The organism is Pseudarthrobacter sp. L1SW, assembly GCF_020809045.1.
Taxonomy (GTDB): domain Bacteria; phylum Actinomycetota; class Actinomycetes; order Actinomycetales; family Micrococcaceae; genus Arthrobacter.
In genome coordinates this window covers 4014601-4036359 of sequence record NZ_CP078079.1, presented here as the reverse complement: position 1 = coordinate 4036359, position 21759 = coordinate 4014601, and the positions used below count along the sequence as shown (strand labels likewise).

The 21759-nt window shown below is 67.3% G+C and carries 22 protein-coding genes; 11 read left to right on the top strand and 11 right to left on the bottom strand.

Annotated features, from left to right (window positions below):
• From KTR40_RS18705 to KTR40_RS18680, 6 genes are all read right to left on the bottom strand, one after another.
• The gene (locus KTR40_RS18705) at positions 1-2274 is read right to left on the bottom strand and encodes a cation-translocating P-type ATPase (protein WP_139030992.1); all 2274 of its coding nucleotides are present in this window, start codon (positions 2272-2274) and stop codon (positions 1-3) included.
• 24 nt (positions 2275-2298) lie between these two features.
• Positions 2299-2538, bottom strand: a complete 240-nt coding sequence (locus KTR40_RS18700; protein ID WP_139030991.1) for a heavy-metal-associated domain-containing protein — start codon at positions 2536-2538, stop codon at positions 2299-2301.
• 58 nt (positions 2539-2596) lie between these two features.
• Positions 2597-2944 (bottom strand): metal-sensitive transcriptional regulator, encoded by a 348-nt coding sequence (locus tag KTR40_RS18695; RefSeq protein WP_228404769.1) that lies wholly within the window; start codon positions 2942-2944, stop codon positions 2597-2599.
• Between the two features lie 299 nt (positions 2945-3243).
• Positions 3244-3762, bottom strand: coding sequence for a universal stress protein (locus KTR40_RS18690; RefSeq protein ID WP_228404768.1), 519 nt, complete (start codon positions 3760-3762; stop codon positions 3244-3246).
• Between the two features lie 56 nt (positions 3763-3818).
• Positions 3819-4568 (bottom strand): class F sortase, encoded by a 750-nt coding sequence (locus KTR40_RS18685; RefSeq protein ID WP_228404766.1) that lies wholly within the window; start codon positions 4566-4568, stop codon positions 3819-3821.
• 107 nt (positions 4569-4675) lie between these two features.
• The gene (locus KTR40_RS18680) at positions 4676-5611 is read right to left on the bottom strand and encodes a hypothetical protein (RefSeq protein WP_228404764.1); all 936 of its coding nucleotides are present in this window, start codon (positions 5609-5611) and stop codon (positions 4676-4678) included.
• A 298-nt stretch (positions 5612-5909) separates the two neighbouring features.
• Here KTR40_RS18680 and KTR40_RS18675 point away from each other — a divergent pair, with 298 nt between their 5' ends.
• From KTR40_RS18675 to KTR40_RS18665, 3 genes are all read left to right on the top strand, one after another.
• Entirely contained in the window at positions 5910-6110 is a 201-nt protein-coding gene (locus KTR40_RS18675) for a hypothetical protein (protein ID WP_139030987.1), read from the top strand.
• 62 nt (positions 6111-6172) lie between these two features.
• Positions 6173-7279, top strand: coding sequence for an exo-alpha-sialidase (locus tag KTR40_RS18670; RefSeq protein ID WP_228404762.1), 1107 nt, complete (start codon positions 6173-6175; stop codon positions 7277-7279).
• Entirely contained in the window at positions 7272-7571 is a 300-nt protein-coding gene (locus KTR40_RS18665; protein ID WP_139030985.1) for a MoaD/ThiS family protein, read from the top strand. The genes KTR40_RS18670 and KTR40_RS18665 overlap by 8 nt, the downstream gene beginning before the upstream one ends.
• A gap of 84 nt (positions 7572-7655) precedes the next feature.
• Here the strand turns inward: KTR40_RS18665 and KTR40_RS18660 are convergent, their stop codons facing one another.
• Together KTR40_RS18660 and KTR40_RS18655 are read right to left on the bottom strand one after the other, a co-directional pair.
• The gene (locus KTR40_RS18660; protein ID WP_139030984.1) at positions 7656-7892 is read right to left on the bottom strand and encodes a hypothetical protein; all 237 of its coding nucleotides are present in this window, start codon (positions 7890-7892) and stop codon (positions 7656-7658) included.
• Positions 7893-8022: 130 nt separating this feature from the next.
• Positions 8023-9252 (bottom strand): pyridoxal phosphate-dependent aminotransferase, encoded by a 1230-nt coding sequence (locus tag KTR40_RS18655; protein ID WP_228404760.1) that lies wholly within the window; start codon positions 9250-9252, stop codon positions 8023-8025.
• Between the two features lie 148 nt (positions 9253-9400).
• Between KTR40_RS18655 and KTR40_RS18650 the strand changes: the two genes are divergently transcribed.
• On the top strand, positions 9401-9817 hold the full coding sequence (locus KTR40_RS18650) for a DUF302 domain-containing protein (RefSeq protein ID WP_139030982.1): 417 nt from the start codon (positions 9401-9403) through the stop codon (positions 9815-9817).
• A gap of 10 nt (positions 9818-9827) precedes the next feature.
• Here the strand turns inward: KTR40_RS18650 and KTR40_RS18645 are convergent, their stop codons facing one another.
• Both KTR40_RS18645 and KTR40_RS18640 read right to left on the bottom strand, forming a co-directional pair.
• Complete coding sequence (locus tag KTR40_RS18645; protein ID WP_228404758.1) at positions 9828-11522, bottom strand: alpha-amylase family protein; 1695 nt, start codon at positions 11520-11522, stop codon at positions 9828-9830.
• Positions 11519-12535 carry a TIGR03885 family FMN-dependent LLM class oxidoreductase gene (locus KTR40_RS18640; RefSeq protein WP_228404756.1) on the bottom strand — a complete coding sequence of 339 codons (1017 nt, stop codon included), beginning with the start codon at positions 12533-12535 and terminating at the stop codon, positions 11519-11521. Before KTR40_RS18640 ends, KTR40_RS18645 begins: the two co-directional genes overlap by 4 nt.
• 173 nt (positions 12536-12708) lie before the next feature.
• On the opposite strand from KTR40_RS18640, the gene KTR40_RS18635 reads away from it, so the two are divergent.
• Positions 12709-13632, top strand: a complete 924-nt coding sequence (locus tag KTR40_RS18635; protein ID WP_228404754.1) for an AEC family transporter — start codon at positions 12709-12711, stop codon at positions 13630-13632.
• Between the two features lie 45 nt (positions 13633-13677).
• Positions 13678-14754, top strand: a complete 1077-nt coding sequence (locus KTR40_RS18630) for an ATP-dependent DNA ligase (RefSeq protein WP_139030978.1) — start codon at positions 13678-13680, stop codon at positions 14752-14754.
• A 122-nt stretch (positions 14755-14876) separates the two neighbouring features.
• Here the strand turns inward: KTR40_RS18630 and KTR40_RS18625 are convergent, their stop codons facing one another.
• Complete coding sequence (locus tag KTR40_RS18625; RefSeq protein ID WP_139030977.1) at positions 14877-16196, bottom strand: MFS transporter; 1320 nt, start codon at positions 16194-16196, stop codon at positions 14877-14879.
• Positions 16197-16426: 230 nt separating this feature from the next.
• Between KTR40_RS18625 and KTR40_RS18620 the strand changes: the two genes are divergently transcribed.
• The 5 genes from KTR40_RS18620 (at position 16427) to pcaG (ending at position 21721) form a co-directional block, all read left to right on the top strand.
• Positions 16427-17254 (top strand): IclR family transcriptional regulator, encoded by an 828-nt coding sequence (locus KTR40_RS18620; protein WP_171059143.1) that lies wholly within the window; start codon positions 16427-16429, stop codon positions 17252-17254.
• A gap of 172 nt (positions 17255-17426) precedes the next feature.
• On the top strand, positions 17427-18308 hold the full coding sequence (locus KTR40_RS18615) for a shikimate dehydrogenase (protein WP_228404752.1): 882 nt from the start codon (positions 17427-17429) through the stop codon (positions 18306-18308).
• Positions 18308-20212 (top strand): sugar phosphate isomerase/epimerase and 4-hydroxyphenylpyruvate domain-containing protein, encoded by a 1905-nt coding sequence (locus tag KTR40_RS18610; protein ID WP_228404751.1) that lies wholly within the window; start codon positions 18308-18310, stop codon positions 20210-20212. Before KTR40_RS18615 ends, KTR40_RS18610 begins: the two co-directional genes overlap by 1 nt.
• Before the next feature lie 58 nt (positions 20213-20270).
• The gene (gene pcaH, locus KTR40_RS18605) at positions 20271-21143 is read left to right on the top strand and encodes a protocatechuate 3,4-dioxygenase subunit beta (protein ID WP_139030974.1); all 873 of its coding nucleotides are present in this window, start codon (positions 20271-20273) and stop codon (positions 21141-21143) included.
• A gap of 5 nt (positions 21144-21148) precedes the next feature.
• Positions 21149-21721, top strand: a complete 573-nt coding sequence (gene pcaG / locus KTR40_RS18600; RefSeq protein WP_228404749.1) for a protocatechuate 3,4-dioxygenase subunit alpha — start codon at positions 21149-21151, stop codon at positions 21719-21721.
• Positions 21722-21759 lie beyond the last annotated feature (38 nt).

Genomic DNA, 21759 nt, shown 5'->3' with positions numbered 1-21759 from the left:
CTACCTCCCTGACGGTGGCTTGCCGAAGCCCCGCAGCCGCAGCGAGTTGGCCACCACCAGGACCGAACTTGCGGCCATCGCGGCACCGGCGATCATCGGGTTTAGCAGGCCGAGCGCAGCCACGGGGATGCCGACGGCGTTATAGAAGAATGCCCAGAACAGGTTGGTCTTGATGGTGGCCAGGGTCTTCCGGGAGAGCTCGATGGCCTGCGCCACCTGGGCGAGGTCGTTGCCCATCACGGTCAGGTCCGCCGCCTTGATGGCCACGTCCGTGCCGGAGCCCATGGCGATCCCCAGGTCCGCCTGGGCCAAGGCGGCCGCATCATTGACGCCGTCTCCGGCCATGGCCACGGTGGCGCCGCCGGCTTGCAGCCTGCGCACTGCCTCGACCTTCCCTTCCGGCAGGATTCCGGCGTAAACGTCTTCCTTGCCAATCCCGACGGCGGCGGCCACCTGGGCGGCGACGGCCGCGTTGTCACCCGTGAGCAGGATGGGGCGCAGGCCCAGCGCCTTCAAGCGAGCGACGGCGGCGGCGGACCCTTCCTTGACGGTGTCGCGCAGGCTGATGATTCCGGCAACGGCGCCGTCCACTGCAACCCAAATGGCGGTGGCACCCGTGGCTTCCGCCCCCGCCAGTGCGGCGCGCTGCTCCTGCCCAATGGTGATGCCGTTCTGCTGCAGCCAGCCGGTGCGGCCGGCGACCACCAGCCTGCCCTCAACGGTTCCCGACACGCCGCCGCCGGGGGCGGAACGGAAGCCCTGCACGGGCGGCAACGCGCCGTCGTCGTCCGCTGTTTGCATCTTCCGGCTGTCCGCGTTGGCGGCCGCCGCGATGGCCCGTGCCACCGGATGCTCGGATGCCGCCTCCACTGCGCCGGCCAGCCGCAGCACGCCACCCGCCTCGAAACCCTCGAAGGCAAGCGTCCCGTCCACCGCAAGGACGCCGGTGGTTACGGTGCCCGTCTTGTCCAGCAGGATGGTATCCACGGTCCGGGTGTCCTCCAGGACCTGTGGCCCCTTGATGAGGATGCCCAGTTGGGCGCCGCGCCCGGTTCCAGTCAGGAGGCCAACCGGCGTGGCAAGCCCCAGGGCGCACGGGCAGGCAATCACCAGGACTGCGACGGCGGCGGTAAAGGCCGAGCGCAGGTCCACACTGCTGAGGTCCGGTCCCGTGAAGACGAGCCACAGGGCGAACGTCAGCGCGGCGATCCCCAGGACCACCGGAACGAACACGGCACTGATGCGGTCCGCAAGGCGGGCTATGGGCGCTTTGCCGGTCTGCGCCTGGGATACGAGGCGCGCCATGTGGGCGAGGGTCGTTTCGGAGCCGACGCGGGTGGCGCGCACCAGGAGGCGGCCGGAAGTGTTGATGGTGGCACCCGTAACGCGGCTGCCGGGGCCCACCTCCACCGGCACCGATTCACCGGTGACCAGGGAAGCGTCGACGGCAGAAATTCCGTCTGCCACCACGCCGTCGGTGGCTATCTTTTCGCCGGGCCGGACCACCAGGACGTCGTCCACCTGGAGCTGGTCTGCCGGGATCCGCTGTTCCGCGCCACCGCGCAGGATGGTGGCATCCTTTGCGCCCAGGTTGAGCAGGGCCTGCAGGGCGTCGCCGGCCTTCTGCTTGGCGTTGGCCTCCAAGTAGCGGCCAAGGAGCAGGAAGGTGGTGACGACGGCCGCCACCTCAAAGTAGAGGCCGCCGGCGTCCATGCCTTCCATCCCCGGGTGTTCGGTCATCCGCGGATCCACCAGCAGTTGCCCGGCGGAGAAGAGGTAGGCGGCCGTCACGCCGATGGACACCAGGGTGTCCATGGTGGAAGCCAGGTGCCGCGCATTGACAACCGCGGCGCGGTGGAACGGCCAGGCCGCCCAGGTTACCACCGGCAGTGCCAGGAGCGCCGCGGCCCACCCCCAATGCGGGAACTGGGCCGCGGGGACCATGGAAATAACGAAGACCGGGACGGTCAGGATTGCTGCCAGGACCAGCCGCGGGCGGAGCAGGGCGGCGTCGCCGTGGGTCGGGTAGCGCGGCGTACTGACTTTCGCCTTGTAACCGGCCGCGTTGACGGTGTCCACGAGCTGCTGGTCCGTAACGCCGGCCGGGACGGTCACGTGGGCTGATTCGAGCGGCAGGTTCACGGTGGCATGGACACCGTCCAGCTTGCCGAGTTTCTTCTCCACCCGGTTGACGCAGGAGGCGCACGTCATGCCTTCAATGTCGAGCTCCACCACCCGTGTGCCGGGCTGGTGGAGAAGGTCCTGGTTGCTCATGCGGCTCCCCGTGTCAGTGGTGTTCTAGGCTTCGTTGGCGACGACCAGGTAGCCGGCCTCCGCCACTGCCTCGCCAATCTCAGAAGGGGAGAGTTCCCCGCTGGAGGTGATGGTCACCGTGGAAATACCCCCGGCGTTCAGTTCGACGTCGACTTCTTCAACGCCTGCCAGCGCTTCCAGTTCTTCGCTGACGGCGGAGACGCAGTGGCCGCAGGTCATTCCGGACACGTTGACCGTGGTGGTGGTGGGGGAGGTGGTGCTCATGGCTGGCTCCTTAAGGGTTTGCCGGCGGTGGCCGGCGCGGGGTTGGGGTTTTGGCGGGTCAGCGAAGTAGACGGCCGATGGCGTCCGCCGCTTCCTTGACTTTCGCGTCGATGGCTTCCGCGCGTGCTTCCGGGTCCGGCTCGGCGGCGGCGCCCACCACGCAGTGGCCGATGTGTTCTTCCATCAGGCCAAGGCTTACTGCGTGCAGGGCCTTGGTGACGGCCGAAACCTGGGTGAGGATGTCGATGCAGTACTTGTCCTCGTCCACCATCCGGGCAATCCCGCGAACCTGCCCTTCGATGCGCTTGAGCCTGCGAAGGTATGCGTCCTTATTGCCGGTGTAGCCGTGCGGCGGCAGGTGCGTAGTCCCGGGCTCGGTGGCCACCGACTCTTCCGTGCTGTTCATGGGACGATCGTATACCCCTCCCGGGTATCCAATCAAGTACCCCCTGGGGGTATTCCTTGCCCGGGCGTCGCCGGGCACAAGAAGGCACAAAAAAGCTCCGGAGTGCGTTATTGGGGGATACGCACTCCGGAGCAGCTCTTGGGCAAATCCGGCATCCATGCGATGAGAACTGGCATTGGAACGGGCTTGCTTGAACCAGCTTACGGGCTGGTAGGGCGGACCGCCAGCACCCCGAATAACTACTTTCGGTTTATTATCGGAGGCTCCAGTGGGGGCGCGAAGACGGTGGGCTGGAGCGGCTAGGGCCTGTCCTCATGGGCGGGCATCCGGTAGGGAACCACCAGGACGGGCCTGCTTTGGTGGTGGCTGAGCCACGCGCCCACGGATCCGTTCAGGGCCTCCGCGAGGCGGTGCGAGAACCCCCGCTCCGAGGTGCCCACGATAATCATCGGTGCATTGGTTTCCGCAGCAAGCTGCGAAAGGGCGCGGGCCGGATCTCCCGCCAATGTCCGCAATGTCCACTGGACGCTGCCTTCTCCAGCAGGCACCTCTGCCACCGCGGCTTCTATGACTGCCGTGAGGTCCGATGTCACGGACCGGATCTCCTGGTCATCCGCGTCCGGATGGAGGGACAGCCGGTGGGCGGACCGCGCAGGGTCCCACTCCACGAGGTAACTGGCCTCGTCCACGTATGCGCAGACCAGCGGGGCGCCCAGCTGTGCGGCAAGGGCTGCGGCAGTCTGCAGGACTTCGGGATGCTGCCTGGGCATGATGCCCACCAGGAGTGGGGCCACGCCGTTGAATCGATCAGACGTCATAGCTCATTGTCCGCCACGCGGAAGGCCGCTGCACAGGGGAGCCGGGTGGCCCGCCGCTAAGGAACCGCAGGTGAGGCGGTCACAACCACGTTTTTCCCCCAGGGATCCTCCGTGTAGCAGCTGATGAGGACCAGGCGGTTGGGCACGATCTCCCAGATGGGGCTGTCCTTCAGGCTGGACTTCACGTAGGTGGTGATGTTGTCCACCCGGTAGGTGATGGTGCCTGTGTCGGTGTCCACCTCGAACCCGTCGCCCACGGCGGCCGCAGAACTCAAATGGTTGAACGGTGCTTCCGCGCCGTCCCAGCTATGGCCGATGACGTAGGTGGTGTTGGCCGAGCCTTTGCCTGGGATTCCGAAAGGGGTCAGCCAATAGCCGTCTTTCGTGGTGGGCGGCACGATGGTCTGGCTCGACTGCGCGGCGCTGTCCAGTTCGAGGGGGTGGACGGGAACGTCAAAGCCTGCGGACGGGTACCGGATGCGCCGGGGTTCTGAGGCCTCGGGCAGCGCAGGCCCTGGGGCAGCGCTGGTGGGAGGATCGGCAGGGGCCGCTGCCGCCGCCGTCGTCTCCGTCACCACTGGGGTAACGGGCGCGGCTGGTGGAATGACACCTGCGGCGGATCCGGTGACAGCCGACCCCAGCATGCCGCCCGCCGAGGCGGGGTGTGGGTGGTTGACCAGGGGTGCACCAAAGGTGATGGAGAGGAAGGCCAGCACGCCGCACAGGAGGATGGCCAGATCTGCGCGGTTCAAGCGCCACCGGGGACGTTTTGTGTCTGCCGCGTGCTGCCTGCGGGCTTCGGCCATGATGCTCCTTGCATATTTGCGGTGGTGAAGGAAGGAAGGCGCCCCGCCGGGCACTGGCGGGACGCCTTCCTTGTCGATGGCCGCGTGGCGCGGCGTGGGCTGTCTTGTCAGTTGGTGGCGCCGGACCGGCGGCGCACTGCTACTGCCGCTCCTGCTGCTGCCAGTGCGCCCAGTCCGCCAAGCCAGGCGGGCGAACCTTCGGCGCCGCCCACGGCGGTCTGTGCGTTGTAGCCCTGGTTGGTGCCGAGGCTGGTAGAGGCTGCTGCCGGAACACCGGTGCGTGCCGCCGGCTGTGCTGCCGAAGACTGCGCGGGAATTACAGCGGTACCACCGGTTTCTCCGTTGCCGCCATTACCGCCGTTACCGGTTCCGCCGGTTCCGTCGTTACCGGTTTCGCCGTCGTTGTTGCCGCCGCCGCCGCCGCCGTCGTTGTTGCCGCCGCCGCCGCCGCCGTCGTTGTTGCCGCCGCCGCCGCCGCCGCCGCCGTCGTTGTTGCCGCCGCCGTTGCCGCCGTTGCCGCCGCCGTTGTTGCCGCCGCCGTTGCCGTTGCCGCCGTTGTTGCCGCCGCCGTTGCCGCCGCCGTTGCCGCCGCCGTTGCCGCCGCCGTTGCCGCCGCCGTTGCCGCCGCCGTTGCCGTTGCCGCCGCCGTTGCCGCCGCCGCCGCCGTTGCCGCCGCCGCCGTTGCCGCCGCCGCCGTCGTTGCCGTTGCCGCCGCCGTTGCCGCCGCCGCCGCCGTCGTTGTTGCCGCCGCCGTTGTTGCCGCCGTCGTTGCCGTTGCCGCCGCCGTCGTTGCCGTTGTTGCCGCCGCCGTCGTTGTTGCCGCCGCCGTTGTTGCCGCCGCCGTCGTTGTTGCCGCCGCCGTTGTTGCCGCCGCCGCCGTTCCCGGTTCCCCCGTTGCCGGCAGCGTCGACCAGCTGCACGACGGATGGTGCCACGCACCCGTTCTTGTGACAAACGTTGATGCCATCTGCGGCCAGGGCAGGGGCCGTGAGGCTGATCAAACCCAGTCCCACCACCCCCAGTGTGGCTAAGGTACGTTTCATTGTCTTCTCCCCAGGTTTTTTGATGGTGAAACGGACCATGCTGAGGAGGGACAGGGCTTGCGCCGATTGCCCCAGCAACACGGTCAGCTTGCGTGAGTTTTCAGGCTAGGCGGACGGCCCCCGCGCAGTCCTGAGTAGGGGGTACTCGTCTTTTGCCGCCCTCCGCCGACATGGTTACTTGCGGGTACCCGCATCAGCGAGGGACTACCTGTCTTGGCTACCTGCCTGCCGGGGGAGTATCTTGTCCGCGGATGCGGCCGGGCCTAACGTTGAAGCACACGTAAAGGAGCGTAGAGCCATGGAAATCTTCATGTGGTGGCTGGACCTGGACCTGGCCAGCAAGGAATGGCTGCGGGAAAACCTCCGGGCCGAGGAATTGCCCCTTCCGGTGCTCCAGGGGATCGCGGAGGCCGGCGGTCCGCATCCGGAGAATCCTGCGGCAGTCCTCACGGCCGCTGACTGGGATTTCATTGAAACCCAGTCGGAGTTCGTGGACTAGCAGCTCGGCAGGCCTGCCCGGCGGCAAGAAAAGCGTTGCGGGCTGCTGTGGGCGGTGGTTGCATGGTGGGCATGGCAACCGCAGAGAGTTTTGTCTTGGCGATCGGGACCAAAAAGGGCTTGTGGCTTGCCACGAGCCAGGACCGGCGCCAATGGTCCTTCACCGGCCCGCATTTCCTGATGAGTGAGATCCCCAGCATCGGGATAGATACCCGGGAAGGCCGGACCCGGATCATGGTTGGGGTCCGCAGCGAGCATTGGGGGCCCACCATTGCGCACTCCGATGACCTGGGGGCCAGCTGGTCCGAGCCGGAGCAGGGCGCTGTCAGGTTCCCGGAGGACACCGGCGCGGCGCTGGAGCGCATCTGGCAGATCTACCCGGATGCAGCGTCCCGTCCGGGCGTCGTCTGGGCAGGAGCGGAACCCATTTCTGTGTGGAAGTCCACGGACGGCGGTGAACACTTCGAACTGAACCGGGGGCTCTGGGACCATCCCCACCGCAGCGAGTGGGGTGCCGGGTACGGCGGCGCCGCCGCGCACTCCATCGTGGTCCATCCGGCGGGGGAGACGGTCCATGTAGCCATGAGCACGGGCGGCGTGTACAGGTCGCTCGACGGCGGCACCTCCTGGGAGCCGCGCAACCGCGGCATTTCCGCCTACTTCATGCCCGACCCCAACCCGGAGTTCGGCCAGTGCGTGCACAAGATCGCGGCGGATGCCGCCGTCGACGGGCGCCTGTACGCCCAGAACCACCATGGCGTCTACCGCACGGATGACAATGCGGAGAACTGGAACTCCATAGCGGAGGGCCTGCCCGCCGATTTCGGGTTCGTGATGCTGACCCATCCCCGCCGCGAAGGCACGGCGTGGGTAGTTCCGCTCAAGGCCGACGGAGAGCGCATCCCGCCGGACGGCGAACTGGCAGTCCACCGCACGGATGACGCCGGCAGCACCTGGAAGAGGCTCAGCGACGGCCTGCCCACGCGTGAGTACAACAGCGTGCTGCGTGATGCTGCCTCCGTGGACACAGCGGAACCGGCAGGGGTCTACTTCGGCACCCGCGGCGGAAGCGTCTATGCCAGCGCGGACGAGGGTGAGGTGTTCCAGGAAGTGGTGTCCCACCTCCCGGACGTGCTGTGTGTCCGGGCAGCCGTGATCGCCGGTGGCTGACAACGCGCGGGACATCACGGTGGTGCTCCCCAGCATCCTGCAGCCGCTGGCCGGCGGGCAGTCGGTCCTGACTGCGCCCGCCGAGGGGCCGGTAACGGTGGGAAAGCTGCTGGATGCGGTGACTTCGGACTTCGCGGTTCTCGCGCGGCGGCTCCGCGACGAGACGGGCGCGCTGCGGCGCTTCGTGAATGTCTACGTGGGCGGAGACGAGGTGCGCCGGCTGCAGGGCCTGGACACGGAGGTGGCCCCGGGCCAGGAAGTGCTGGTCATCCAGTCCGTGGCCGGGGGTTAGCTCCGCACGTCAGCCGGCAGGGGGTGTCCGCTGCGGCGGGCAGCCCTTACTGGCTACGCCCGCGGCAGCGGTTTCCGGATGTGGTCAGGCCACCCGCCAAACACTGCATTCGTCCGTATTGATGGCTTTGCGCAGGCCGGTGAGCCGGTCCAGGATCCATACGACGCCGATGCCCGGCGCCGTTTCCTGGACACGGCCGCGGCGGATCACCACGTCGTCGTAGGAGGGGCCGACGGATAGGCGGGCTTCGATCTCATCGCCGCGGTGGAGCTGGTCCAAGGCGCGGACTCTGGTCACATGTGGTGTCGCTTTCTGCTTCATGGCGTGGCCTCCTGGCTGGGGCTGGTGCCGGCTCTTGCCTGCAGGATCAAGTGTGCCCAAGCAATGTTGCGCGCGCGTTTCCCCTCGGTTAGGCGCGGGTTAGCTTTTCGCGCCGGAGCTGTTTCCTCGCCTACGGCAGTTCCAGGCTGGCGCGGTAGGCGGCCAGGAAGGTGGAGATCCTCCGTACGGCCTCCCGGATGTCCAGGACGGAGGGGAGGATCACAAACCGGAAGTGGTCCGGCGCCGGCCAGTTGAACGCTGAACCGTGCGAGACGAGGATTTTCTGGTCCCGCAGCAGGTCCAGGACAAACTGCTCGTCGCTGGTGATGGGGTAGAGATCGGGGTCCAGCCGCGGAAACAGGTACATCGCTCCGGCCGCGGGCACGCAGGTCACACCGGGAATCTCCGTCAGGAGCCGATAGGCGAGGTCCCGCTGTTCACGGAGCCTGCCGCCGGGCCGCACCAGCGCGTCGATGCTTTGGTAGCCGCCGAGGCACGTCTGGATGGCGTGCTGGGCAGGGACATTGGGGCAGAGGCGGAGGGATGCGAGCAGTTCCAGCCCTTCACGGTAGGCCGCGGTGGCGGCGAGCGGCCCGGTCACGGCCACCCAGCCTGCCCGGTAACCGGGCATGCGGTAGGCCTTGGACAGGCCGCTGAAGGTCAGGCAGCAGACGTCTCCGGCCACGGCAGCGGTGTGGATGTGCTGGGCGTCCCCGTACAGCACCTTCTCGTAAATCTCGTCGGAGAACAGGACCAGGTGGTGCTTCCTCGCCAGCTCGGCAAACTGCTCCAGGATGTGGCGCGGGTAGACGGCGCCGGTGGGGTTGTTGGGATTGATGATCACGATCCCCTTGGTGCGGCTGGTGATCCTTGACTCCACGTCGGCCATGTCCGGCCACCAGTGCTCTGCCTCGTCGCAGAGGTAGTGCACCGGCTTCCCGCCGGTCAGGGTGACGGCGGCGGTCCACAGCGGGTAGTCCGGTGCCGGGACCAGGATTTCATCGCCGTCTTCCATGAACGCCTGCAGGCACATCGAGATGAGCTCACTGACGCCGTTGCCGATGAAGACGTCCTCCACCCCGATCTGCATCAGGCCGCGGGTCTGGTAGTACTGGGAGATGGCGGTGCGCGCGGTGAAGATGCCCTTCGAGTCGCTGTAGCCCTGGGCCCCGCGGAGGTGGTGGATCATGTCCACCACCACGGATTCGGGCGTCTCCAAACCGAACGGGGCGGTGTCCCCGAGGTTCATCTTGAGGATCCGGTGCCCCTCGGCCTCCATGTTCTTGGCGGCCTGGAGGATGGGTCCGCGGAGTTCGTACCGCACGTTCTGGAGCTTGCTGGAGTGCTGCATGGGGCGCATGGTTGATTTTTTCACAAACGGGCGCGGGCAGCGGCCGGTACCATCCCGGAATGGCTAACCTAATACCCCATGGGGTAGCCAAGACACCCCCAGGGGTATAACGTGGTCAAAGGTCCACCACCGGCATCCGGGCAACCCAAGGAGAACCATGACGTACACCCTCACCACCACCGTCGCCCTTCCATGGACCGAAGCCCTGGACCGCGCGCGGGAGGCCCTGTCAGCCCAGGGCTTCGGAATCCTCACGGAAATCAATGTCCGCTCCACCTTCGAAGCCAAGCTTGGAGCCGAAGCTGCGGACGCCGTCGGCGACTACGTCATCCTCGGCGCCTGCAACCCTGCGCTGGCCAGCCGCGCCCTCGCCGCCGAACCCGAAATCGGTGCCCTGCTGCCGTGCAATGTGGTGGTGCGCCGGAGCAAGGATGCGAACGTCACCACGGTGGAGGCAATCGACCCCCAAACCATGGTCCAGCTCAGCGGCGCCCCGGCGGTCAAGGAAGTAGCCGACGACGCCGGTGCCCGCCTCCGGAAGGCCCTGGCGGACTTGGGAGAAGCAACCGGGTAAACCCAGCCGCTCAAGGTGCCAGCCGGTCGCCCTTGCGGTGGAGGCGGAACCAGCGGTAGCCGTAGCGTCCCAGCTCAACCGTGAAGCCGCCGTCGGGATCCAGCGGTGAGTTGTCGCCGTCGAACAGGTCCAGCAGGACAGCGTCCCTGAAAGCATTCCGCGGCCCATCCTCGGCGCCCACGGAGCCGCTGACCTTCACGGGCTCTTCCCCGAAATTGTGCAGCAGCACCAGCGTGCCGCCGTCGGAGCTGAGCGTATGGGCGAAGACGGCCGGTTCCGGCTGGTCGATGATGGCGAACCTGCCCCAGCCCAGCTCCGCCGACTCGCGGTAGCGGCGGATCAACGTAACCATGAAATTGAACAGCGAACCCGGGTCCCGCTTGGCCTTGGCGGCATTTACGTTCTCCGGGCCATAGTCACCCCGGACTACGGGCGCCACCAGCTGGGATACGTTGGCGGCGGAAAACCCACCGTTCTTTTCGGCATTCCACTGCATCGGGGTGCGAACGGCGGCGCGGCTCTTCTGCCGCAGGTCCTCACCCATCCCGATCTCCTCTCCGTAGAACAGCACCGGAGTGCCGGGCAGGGAGAACATCAGAGAGTACACCATCCTGATGCGTTCCTGGTCGCCGCCAAGCATCGGGGGAAGGCGCCGGCGCAGCCCCCGTCCGTAGATCTGCATGTTCTTCTCGGGCCCGAACGCCGCAAAGACTTCCCCGCGCTCGCCGTCGCTGAGCTTGTCCAGGGTCAGTTCGTCATGGTTGCGCACGAACATGGCCCACTGGTTATCGGGATGCAGCGGCGGCCGGCTCTTCAGGGTCTCGGCCAGGGGGCGGGCGTCCTGCCGGGCCAGCGAAAGGTAGATGTGCTGCATGGACATGAAGTCGAACTGCATGTTGAGCTCATTGCCCTCGTGCCCGCCGAAGTACTCCACCTGCTCCTTGTAGGGAAGGTTCACCTCGCCCAGCAGGACCGCGCTCCCGTTGCGGCGGCTCACGAAACTTCGCAGTGCCGCCAGGTATTCGTGCGGATCCAGGTTGGCGGCCTCGTCCTTGGGCTGGCCCCGGGTTTCCAGGAAGAAGGGCACCGCGTCCAGGCGGAACCCGTCCAGGCCCAGCTCCAGCCACAAGCCCATGGCCTTGGCGATTTCATTCCGCACGGACGCGTTGGTCACGTTCAGGTCCGGCTGGTGCTTGGCGAACATGTGCAGGTACCACTCGCCGGTGGCATCATCCTTGGTCCAGAGAGAGTTCTCTTCGCCGGGGAACACCACCTCGGAGGACGTGTCCGGGGGAGTGTCGCTCCGCCAGACGTAGTAGTCCCTGTACCGGTTGTCCGTGGACTTCCGGGCCTCCACGAACCACGGGTGCTGGTCCGAGGTGTGGTTCACCACGAAGTCGGCGATGACCCGCATGCCGCGGTCCTTGGCGGCCCTCATGAACTCGACCAGGTCCCCCAGGGTGCCCAGCCGCGGGTCCACGGTGAAGAAATCCGTGACGTCGTAGCCGTCGTCCCGGTCCGGCGAGGGGTAGAACGGCATCAACCAGATGCAGGTCACGCCCAGTGCCGCGAGGTAGTCCACGCGCTGGGTGAGGCCCGCGAAATCACCGGTGCCATCGCCGTCGTCGTCAAAGAACGTCTCGACGTCCAGGCAGTAGACCACCGCGTTCTTCCACCAGAGGTCCGAGGTCTCGGCGATCCTCATGCCTGCGCCTGCGCCTGCGCCTGCGCCTGCGCCTGCGTCTGTGCCTGGAGCCGCGAACCGCGCAGCTGCGGAAGGACCTCCGAGGCGAACGCGTCAATGAACGGCGCCTGCTCCTGCCCCACAAAGTGCAGGTAGAGCTCGTCGAAGCCCAGGGCGGAGTAGCCGGCCAGCCACTCGGCGTGCTGGTCCAGGCTCGCCGAAACGTTGACGGCCGAGCGGACCTGTTCCTCGCCCACCTGCCCGCTGACGCCGTCGAAATGTCCGGCAGTGGGAAGGTCCCACGGGACCGGCGGGGCGAAGGTGTTGGTCCGCCACTGGTCCAGGGCGATCGCTGCCGCATCCTGTTCGCGGGGCGCCCAGGACAGGTGGACCTGCAGCACGGCCTTGCCGCGGCCGCCGTTGTCCCGGTAGGCGGCCAGCATCTCCTTGAGTTTGGCGGCCGGCTGGTTCACGGTGACAAGCCCGTCCGCCCACACGGCGGCGCGGCGGGCGGTGTCCACGCTGATCGCGGGAGCGATGAGGGGCGGCGGGGAGTCCGGCACGTCCCAGATCCGCGCCTGCTCCACGGTGACCAGGCCGTGGTGCGTGACGTCCTCGCCCCGGTGGAGCCGCCGGATCACCTCGACGCATTCCTCCAGCCGGCGCTGCCGCGTTTCCTTGGGCGGCCACGCGTCGCCGGTAACGTGCTCATTCATGTTCTCGCCGCTGCCGGGGGCCATCCAGAACCGGCCCGGGAACATGCCGGCAAGGGTCGCAGAGGCGTGGGCGATGATGGCCGGATGGTACCGCTGGCCCGGGGCCGTCACCACGCCGAACCGGAGGGAGGTGGTGGCCAGCGCGGCACCCAGCCAGGACCAGGCAAACCCGGAATGCCCCTGCCGGGCGGACCAGGGCTCTATGTGGTCAGAGCACATGGCGGCATCGAACCCTGCCCGTTCCGCGTGCTGGACGTCCTTGAGCAGCTGCCCGGGACTGATCTGTTCGTGCGAGGCGTGGAAGCCGACAGTAACCATCGTTAACCTCTACCGTCCGGGGAGGTGTTGTGTCGAGGGGCCGGCCGGCGTCCAGCAGTGCAGGGCGAGGCGCCTGTCCGGCGGCCGGCCACTTGTCAGATAAGTTTGTAACTTGTAGCAGTGCGCATGCGGAAACTCCGGCGCAGGCGGCGGAAGCGGAAGGAAGTACCCCTGTGGGCGGTGTGCTGGTCGGGCTGGCGGTGATCGGCGTCGTCATTGCGGTGGGATACATCGCCGCGCGGTGCGGGCTGGGAGGCGAGCCCACCGTTTCGGCACTGACGCGAACCGCGTTCTTCATCACCAACCCCGTCCTGCTGTTCACCGTGGTGCTGGAGTCAGACCTCACCGTGGTGTTTTCTGCCTACGTACCGCTGGCAATGATCACGGCCGCCGCCACCGCCCTGCTGTACGTGCTGGCCAGCCGGGTGTGGTTCCGGCGGCCGCTGGCGGAGACCGCGGTGGGGGCGATGGCCAGTTCCTACGTCAATGCGAACAACATCGGCATTCCCATGACGCTGTACGCGCTGGGCGACGCGACCCCCGTGGCGCCGGTGCTGCTGGTCCAGCTGCTCCTGTTCGCCCCGCTGGTCCTCACCCTGCTGGACCTTTCCGCGGCCGGCCGGGTTTCGCCGCGCCTGCTGCTCACCCAGCCCTTCCGGAACCCCATGATCATCGCGTCCCTGCTGGGCGTGGTCCTCGCCGCGTTCAACGTTGAACTTCCCGAACCCGTCATGGCGCCGCTGGCGCTCCTGGGCGGCGCCGCGGTACCGGTGGTGCTGCTGGCCTTCGGCATGTCCCTGCACGGGACCCGGATGCTCCAAAGCGGTGGCCACACGGCGGAAATCCTTACTGCCACCGCGCTGAAGTCCGCGGTGATGCCCATGGTGGCCTACGTCGTCGGCCGCTTTGTGTTCAACCTCGAACAGCACATGCTGCTGGGTGTGGTGCTGATGGCGGCGCTGCCTTCGGCGCAGAACGTGTTCCTGTTCGCGGGGAAATACGGGCGCGGTGTTGCGGTGGCGAGGGAGACCATCCTGCTCTCGACGGCGGCCGCGGCTCCGGTGCTGATCCTCACTGTTTGGCTGCTGGCCGGGTAAGCGGCGGTCTTCCGTGAGCGGCCGGCGCCCGGCAAGATGGGGCACATGGAACTTCCCGTGATGCCGCCTGTCCCGCCCATGCTCGCCAAGGCCGTCAGCGGCATCCCCGAGGGGGAGCTGAGTTACGAACCGAAGTGGGACGGGTTCCGGTCCATCATCTTCCGTGACGGCGACGAGCTGGAGATCGGCAGCCGCAACGAGAAGCCCATGACCCGGTACTTTCCCGAGCTTGTTGAGGCGCTGAAGGAGAACCTTCCGCCGCGCTGCGTGGTGGACGGAGAGATCATCCTGATCGGTTCCTCCGGCGACCGGCTGGATTTCGACGCCCTGCAGCAGCGCATCCACCCTGCGGCCAGCCGGGTGAAGCTGCTCGCGGCGCAGACGCCGGCCTCGTTCGTGGCCTTCGACCTGCTGGCCATGGACGATGACGACTACACCGGCCGGCCCTTCACGGAACGGCGGGCGGCCCTTGAGAAGGCCCTCGCCGCCAGCAAGGCCCCTGTCCACCTCACGGCCGCCACCACGGACAAGGACACGGCGGAGCAGTGGTTCCGGCAGTTCGAGGGGGCAGGGCTGGACGGCGTGGTGGCCAAGCGGCTGGACGGCAGGTATGAGCCGGACAAGCGGGTGATGTTCAAGACGAAGCACGAACGCACGGCGGACTGCGTGGTGGCCGGCTACCGGCTGCACAAGAGCGGGCCGGACGCCATCGGTTCGCTGCTGCTGGGCCTGTACAAGGACGACGGCGGCCTGGCCAGCGTGGGCGTGATCGGCGCCTTCCCGATGAAGCGGCGGCAGGAACTGTTCGAGCAGCTCCAGCCGCTGGTGACCGATTTTGACGACCACCCGTGGGCGTGGGCGAAGCAGGAAGAGGGCGAACGGACTCCCCGGAACGCCGAAGGCAGCAGGTGGAGCGCCGGCAAGGACCTGTCCTTCGTGCCGCTGCGCCCGGAGCTCGTGGTGGAGGTCCGCTACGACCACATGGAAGGCGACAGGTTCCGCCACACTGCCCAGTTCAACCGCTGGCGGCCGGACCGGGACCCGGAATCATGCACCTACGCCCAGCTGGAGGAGCCGGTCAGCTTCGACCTGGGGTCGGTACTGGAGACCGGCCGGCCGTAGGGCTTTCTGTCCGCCGGCCGCCACGCCAGCCCGTTTTTCAACAGGGAAAGCCCGCCATTTGGGGGAATGGCGGGCTTTCGGGCGTGAAAACGGGCCGAGTGTGCCTCCGGCCCGGCTGGCCGCTACTTGAGGCCGAGCTGGCTGGTGGGGGTCCGGAAGGATTCCTTGGCAGTCAGGGCGGAAATTGCCGCGATGCCGGCGATGACCGCGGTGAAGATGCTGATCTGTACCCAGCCGCCGGGCTTGATGCCGCCCATGGCCGCCACGATTGCCGGTGCGAACCCTGCCATCAGGAAGCCCAGCTGGGTGCCGATGGCCAGGCCGGAGAAGCGCACCTTGGTGCTGAACATCTCGGCGTAGAAGGACGGCCAGACAGCGTTGGAGGCAGCGTAACCGCAGGAGAACATGCCGATGGCGGCCAGGAACATCAGTGGCACGCTGCCGGATTCCAGGCTGAGCAGGAACGCCGGCGTCAGGGTGGCACTGGCCACGGCGCCGTAGATGAACACGGGCTTTCGGCCGATCTTGTCCGCCAGCATGCCGAACAGCGGCTGGGTGCCCAGTGCCACCAGGTTGGCTCCGACAACGAGCCACAGCGTGGTGGTGCCGTCCACGCCGGCAACGGTCTTGGCGTAGCTGATGGCCAGGGTGCCGAACACGGTGGAGACGGCGGCGATGAAGGCGCAGCAGATGACGCGGAGGACGTCGCGCCAGTGGCCCTTGAGCAGGTCGGCGACGGGCAGCTTGGAAATCTGTGCGGACTTCTGTGCTTCCTCGAAGGCCGGCGGCTCGTGCAGGGTGCGGCGGATGATGAATGCAACAACAACGACGACGGCGCTGAGCCAGAAGGGGATGCGCCAGCCGATGCCGTACTTGATGTCGTCCGGGAGGGCCAGGACGGGGATGAAGACGAGGGCGGCGAGGATCTGGCCGCCCTGGGTGCCGGTGAGGGTCCAGGAGGTGAAGAAGGAACGGCGGTTGTCCGGAGCGTGCTCCAGCGTCATGGAGGAGGCGCCGGCCTGCTCGCCGGCGGCGGACAGGCCCTGGCACAGCCGGGCCAGCACCAGCAGGGCGGGTGCCCACCAGCCAACCGTGTTGAAGTCCGGCAGGCAGCCGATCAGGAAGGTGGAGGCACCCATCAGCAGGAGGGTGAACATCAGGACCTTCCGGCGGCCCACCCGGTCACCGAAGTGGCCCAGGATGACGGCGCCCACGGGACGGGCCACGTAGGCGAAGCCGAAGGTTGCGAACGACATGATGGCGGCGTTGGCATCGGCGTCGGGGAAGAAGACCTTGGGGAAGATCAGGGCGGCGGCGGAACCGAAGATGAAGAAGTCGTAGTACTCGACGGCGCTGCCCAGGAAGCTGGCAACGGCTGCTTTCTTGGGCGTTCGGCCGTGGGTGGCAGTGTCCGTTCCGGCGGACGGAAGTGTCTGGCTCATGGAGTTCCTTTGTGTGACGACATTGTCGCGGATGGATCTGGGGGTGCAGCCGCCGCTGCCTTGGTGCGGGCGGGGCGCGTTGCGGCTGGAGTCCGATAGAAGACCCGGACGAGTAGCCACATTGTGAGAGCTACTTGTGCGATACAGCAATGATGACTGTGAGTGGAGTCACTTGTCAAGAAAATAATCACCATCTAGAAATAGCTCTCACTATGTGGCAACATCGAAGTATGAGTGTGAATCAAACCACAGCTGACGATGATGTAGCTGTCGAGACCAATGCGGACGCCAAGGCCACCAAGGCGGACCGTACCGACATGGTGGGCAAGGCCCTGGGCCTCCTGGTACTGCTGGGGGATGAGCCCCGCGGAGCCAGTGCCGCGGAAATCTCCCGCCGCGCAGACCTGCCCTTCAGCACCACCTACCGCCTGCTGGGCTCGCTGACGCGGGACGGGTTCGTTGACTATGAGCCGGACGGCCGGCGGTACCACCTGGGCCTGCGGATCTTCCAGCTGGGCCAGCGGGTCTCAAACCATCACGGGTTCGCCGGAACGGCCATGCCGGTCCTGCGCCGCGTGACGGAACAGACGGGTGAGGCAACCATCCTGAGCGTCCGGGACGGCCACCACCACCTCACGGTGAACAAAGTGGACGGGCCGCAGATGTTCCGGGTGACCAGCGACCCCGGCCACCTGGGCTCCCTCTCCACTACCGCCGTCGGAAAGGCCCTGGTGGCCTTCGCCGAGGATGCCGAGCGGGAGAAGCTGCTGGCGGAGCTTCCGCTTGAGCGGCTCACGGAAAAGTCGATTACCGATCGCGACGCTTTCCGCGCCGAAATCGAGAAGGTCCGGCGCCAGGGGTTTGCGGTGATGGATGAGGAGAACGAGACGGGCATGCGCGCCGTCGCGGTTCCGCTGCTCAACTCCCAGGGCCATGCGTTCGCCTCGCTGGCCACGGCGGTTCCTGTCTTCCGCCTGAGCCTTGAAGGCCTGGAGGCCCACGTCCCACTGTTGCAGGACGCGGCTGCGGAACTCGCCGCGCGGCTTCCGCAGCGCTGACCCGGGCGTGCCACCACGCCCGGGAAGCCGCGGAACAAAGCATGATTGTTCGTATGTAGAACAAGAGTGCGAGAAGTGAACATTTGTTATATCGTTATTCCAGTCACCTGGTGCCAGCGTACGCCCAAAAGCAACGCCGCCCGCCGGGTGCCGTACCAAAGGAGCTGCACGGATGAGTAATCGCACTGAGTCCTACCTTGTGGGACTGGTCGGCGACGGCGTGATGCCGTCACTCACCCCGCCCATGCACGAACGCGAAGGTGATGTGCAGGGCCTGCGTTACCTTTACCGGCCCATCGACCTGCTCGAGCTGGGCCTTTCCGGGGAATCCGTGGGAGAGCTCCTGAAGAGCGCACGGAACCTTGGCTTTAACGGCCTGAACATCACCCACCCCTGCAAGCAGCTGGTCCTGCAGCACCTGGACGAGGTGTCCCCGGACGCCCGCCGGCTGGGGGCCGTCAATACGGTGGTGATCGAGGACGGCCGGTTCGTTGGCCACAACACTGACTTCTCCGGCTTTGCCGCGGCTCTCGCCGCCGGCCTACCCGGTGTGAAGCTGGACCGCGTGGTGCAGCTCGGCGCCGGCGGTGCCGGGTCCGCCGTCGCCTACGCCCTGCTCACCGCAGGCGTCCGCCACCTGGACCTCGTGGACATGGACGCAGCGCGCGGCGCCGCCCGCGCGGCTGAACTGGCCGGCTTCTTTCCGGACAGCACCGTGGCGGCACGGACGACGACGGAGCTGCCGCAGCTGATGCGGCTGGCTGACGGACTGGTGCACTGCACCCCGGTGGGCATGGCCGCGCACCCCGGCGTCCCCGTGGACCTGGACCTGCTGGAGCCCCGGCACTGGGTTGCGGACATCGTCTACCGCCCCATTGACACCGAACTGGTCCGCGGTGCCCGCGCCAGGGGCTGCGACGTGCTGGACGGCGGCCGTATGGCCGTGGGCCAGGCCGCCGACGCCTTCCGCATCTTCACCGGCCTCGAAGCGGACCCCGACCGCATGCGGAGCCACTTCCTGGAACTTGTGGCCGCCGAGGAGGTGGCCGCCTGATGCGCACCGGAATCGCGACGGTCTGCCTCTCCGGCACCCTGAAGGAAAAGATGCAGGCCTGCGCCATCGCGGGCTTCGACGGCATCGAGATCTTCGAGCAGGACCTGGTCACCTCGCCACTGAGCCCCGAGGACGTCCGCAAGATGGCCGCCGACCTCGGCCTGGGGCTGGACCTCTACCAGCCGTTCCGGGATTTCGACGGCGTCACGCCGGACCTGCTCAAAGCCAACCTCCGCCGGGCCGAGGCAAAGTTCAAGCTGATGTCCCGGCTGGGCATGGACACCATCCTCGTCTGCTCGAACGTGGCCACGGCAACAATCGACGACGACGGCCTCCGCGCCTCCCAGCTTGCCGAACTTGCGGAACTGGCCGGGGACCACGGCGTCAAGGTGGCCTACGAGGCCCTGGCCTGGGGCAAGTACGTCAACGACTACGAGCACGCGTACAAGCTGGTGGAGATGGTGGACCACCCCAACTTCGGCACGTGCCTGGACTCCTTCCACATCCTCTCCCGCGACTGGGACACGGCTCCCATCGAGAAGATCAACGCGGAGAAAATCTTTTTTGTCCAGGTGGCGGACGCCCCCAAGCTCTCCATGGACGTGCTCTCCTGGAGCCGGCACTACCGCGTATTTCCCGGCGAAGGGCAGTTCGAGCTCGCCAAGTTCATGGGCCATGTGGTCCGCGCCGGCTACACCGGGCCGGTCTCCCTGGAAGTCTTTAATGACGTCTTCCGCCAGTCCGACGTCGAACGGACAGCCGTTGATGCCATGCGTTCGCTGATCTGGCTCGAGGAGCAGAGCGCCACATGGCTGGCCGTGAACGACACGGACGGTACGGAGGGCAGCGTCGCCGCGCGCCGCCGTCGTTATCCCATGGAACTGGCCACCTTGCCCAAGGTGAACGAACCCGCCGGCTTCAACTTCGCCGAGGTCAAGGCGGACGACACGGCGCAGCTCGAGAAGCTCCTGGGCCAGCTCGGCTTCGGATTCGAGGGCCGGCACCGCACCAAGGACGTCCAGCTGTGGACCATGGGCCAGGCCCGCGTGATCATCAACGAGCAGGCGGCGCAGCACGCTGAGCCTGCCATCGCCGCTTTGGGGTTCGACGTCGATTCCCCCGTAATTGCCTCAGCCCGGGCGCAGCAGCTGAAGGCGCCTGTGGTGGCCCGCAAGGTGCAGGCCGACGAGGAGGTGTTCCAGGGCATCTCGGCCCCGGACTCCACCGAGATCTTCCTCTGCCAGGGCAGCCCGGACGGCACCGCCGCGTGGACTGCTGAATTCGGCCAGGCGCGGGACTCCGGGGAAGGGCTGGAACACCCGTCCGCCGCCGCTGCCGCCGTGATCGACCACGTCAACCTGGCCCAGCCCTGGCAGCACTTCGACGAGGCCGTCCTCTTCTACACCAGCGCCCTGGCACTTGAGCCGCAGCCGTTCGCGGAGGTTCCCAGCCCAAGCGGGCTGGTGCGCTCGCAGGTCATGCAGACGTCCGACGCCGCCGTGCGGCTGGTGCTGAACCTGGCACCGGTGCAGCAGGCTGCCGAACAGGGTCCGCAGAGCGTCCGCAAGACCTACCAGGAGCACATCGCCTTCGCCGTGGACGACCTCGTGGCTGCCGCCCTGGCGGCCCGGGACCGGGGGCTGGAATTCCTGCAGATCCCCGCGAACTACTACGAGGACCTGGACGCCCGCTTCGACCTCGACCCCGGATTCCTGGCCACCCTCAAGGACCTCAACCTCCTGTACGACCGCGACGCCGACGGCGAATTCCTCCACTTCTACACCGCCACGGTTGGCAGCGTGTTCTTCGAGATGGTGGAGCGCCGCGGCAGCTACGACGGCTACGGGGCGCCCAACGCCCCGGTCCGCCACGCAGTGCAGTACGACTCGCTGCACCGCACCTGAATCGCTCCCTGTACACCTGACAACCCCATCCATCCGAAAAACCAGAAAGGAGCCAGCCGTGCCGGAAGACACCAGCGCCGAGCTCGAAACGGACGAATTCGTACCGCCCGCCGAGCCGAAGGCCGCCCACCTGCCACTGGACCTCGCCATCGAAACCCAGGCCGACCTCAGCGCGGAGATCAATGCCCTGGGCGAGGCCTACGCGCGGGCCCTCAAAGACGGTGCGTCCGCCGAGACCCAGCCCCGGCTGGACTATCCGCCCTACCGCTCCAGCATCCTGCGGCACCCCACCAAGAGCCTGCAGCACGCGGACCCGGAGACCATCGAGCTCTACTCGCCCGCGTTCGGCCACCAGGACGTGCACGCACTCGAGTCCGACCTCACCATCCAGCACAACGGCGAGCCCCAGGGTGAACGGATCATCGTGACCGGCAAGGTCCTGGACGGCGACGGCCGCCCGGTGGCAGGCCAGCTGGTGGAGATCTGGCAGGCCAACGCCTCCGGCCGCTACATCCACAAGCGTGACCAGCACCCCGCGCCGATCGATCCCAACTTCACGGGCATCGGCCGCTGCATCACCGGCCCGGACGGCTCCTACCGGTTCATCACCATCAAGCCTGGCGCGTACCCCTGGAAGAACCACCTGAACGCCTGGCGCCCCGCGCACATCCACTTCTCCCTGTTCGGCACCGAGTTCACCCAGCGCATCATCACCCAGATGTACTTCCCCGGCGACCAGCTCTTCCCGCTGGACCCGATCTACCAGACCATCGTGGACCAGGACGCCCGCGACCGGCTCGTGGCCACGTACGACCACAGCATCACGGAGCCGGAGTGGGCCCTGGGCTACAACTGGGACATCGTCCTCACCGGGCCAAAGCGCACCTGGACCGAAAACGAGGCGCTCGGCGCCGCAGGCGACGAGGAGTAGGAAAGATGAGCACCAAACTGGTACCCACGCCCGGCCAGACCGTCGGCCCGTTCTACGGCTACGCCCTGCCCTTCGAGAAGGACAACGAGCTCGTGGCCCCGGGCTCGCCCGGCTCCATCCGGCTCCAGGGCACCGTCTATGACGGAGCCGGCCACACCATCCCCGACGCCATCCTGGAAATCTGGCAGCCCGACGCCGAGGGCAACGTGGTCCAAAAGACCGGTTCCCTGGTCCGGGACGGCTACACCTTCACTGGCTGGGGCCGCGGCGCCGTCGGGAACACGGGCGTCTTCACCTTCACCACCGTCAACCCGGGGCCCACCAGGCCGGTCCCTGGAAAACGAGCGGCGGCACCGTTCATTTCCGTGGCGCTTTTTGCCCGCGGGCTGACCAACCGCCTCTTCACCCGCATCTACCTCCCGGAGGACACCGAGGCGCTGGCCAACGATCCCCTGCTGAGTTCCCTGGATCCGCAGCGCCGCAAGACGCTGATCGCCCGCCGCGACCCCGATGGCGGCCTCACCTGGGACATCCGCCTGCAGGGTGAGGGCGAGACAGTCTTCCTGGACTTCCAGTGACCGGAGCCGCCAGCCTGGGATCCCCGGCCGCTTTCGAG

Coding starts and splice junctions, on each gene's coding strand:
- KTR40_RS18705 (WP_139030992.1), bottom strand. CDS start 2,274: ATGAGCAACCAGGACCTTCTCCACCAGCCCGGCACACGGGTGGTGGAG.
- KTR40_RS18700 (WP_139030991.1), bottom strand. CDS start 2,538: ATGAGCACCACCTCCCCCACCACCACCACGGTCAACGTGTCCGGAATG.
- KTR40_RS18695 (WP_228404769.1), bottom strand. CDS start 2,944: ATGAACAGCACGGAAGAGTCGGTGGCCACCGAGCCCGGGACTACGCAC.
- KTR40_RS18690 (WP_228404768.1), bottom strand. CDS start 3,762: ATGACGTCTGATCGATTCAACGGCGTGGCCCCACTCCTGGTGGGCATC.
- KTR40_RS18685 (WP_228404766.1), bottom strand. CDS start 4,568: ATGGCCGAAGCCCGCAGGCAGCACGCGGCAGACACAAAACGTCCCCGG.
- KTR40_RS18680 (WP_228404764.1), bottom strand. CDS start 5,611: ATGAAACGTACCTTAGCCACACTGGGGGTGGTGGGACTGGGTTTGATC.
- KTR40_RS18675 (WP_139030987.1), top strand. CDS start 5,910: ATGGAAATCTTCATGTGGTGGCTGGACCTGGACCTGGCCAGCAAGGAA.
- KTR40_RS18670 (WP_228404762.1), top strand. CDS start 6,173: ATGGTGGGCATGGCAACCGCAGAGAGTTTTGTCTTGGCGATCGGGACC.
- KTR40_RS18660 (WP_139030984.1), bottom strand. CDS start 7,892: ATGAAGCAGAAAGCGACACCACATGTGACCAGAGTCCGCGCCTTGGAC.
- KTR40_RS18655 (WP_228404760.1), bottom strand. CDS start 9,252: ATGCGCCCCATGCAGCACTCCAGCAAGCTCCAGAACGTGCGGTACGAA.
- KTR40_RS18650 (WP_139030982.1), top strand. CDS start 9,401: ATGACGTACACCCTCACCACCACCGTCGCCCTTCCATGGACCGAAGCC.
- KTR40_RS18645 (WP_228404758.1), bottom strand. CDS start 11,522: ATGAGGATCGCCGAGACCTCGGACCTCTGGTGGAAGAACGCGGTGGTC.
- KTR40_RS18640 (WP_228404756.1), bottom strand. CDS start 12,535: ATGGTTACTGTCGGCTTCCACGCCTCGCACGAACAGATCAGTCCCGGG.
- KTR40_RS18630 (WP_139030978.1), top strand. CDS start 13,678: ATGGAACTTCCCGTGATGCCGCCTGTCCCGCCCATGCTCGCCAAGGCC.
- KTR40_RS18625 (WP_139030977.1), bottom strand. CDS start 16,196: ATGAGCCAGACACTTCCGTCCGCCGGAACGGACACTGCCACCCACGGC.
- KTR40_RS18620 (WP_171059143.1), top strand. CDS start 16,427: ATGAGTGTGAATCAAACCACAGCTGACGATGATGTAGCTGTCGAGACC.
- KTR40_RS18615 (WP_228404752.1), top strand. CDS start 17,427: ATGAGTAATCGCACTGAGTCCTACCTTGTGGGACTGGTCGGCGACGGC.
- KTR40_RS18610 (WP_228404751.1), top strand. CDS start 18,308: ATGCGCACCGGAATCGCGACGGTCTGCCTCTCCGGCACCCTGAAGGAA.
- pcaG (WP_228404749.1), top strand. CDS start 21,149: ATGAGCACCAAACTGGTACCCACGCCCGGCCAGACCGTCGGCCCGTTC.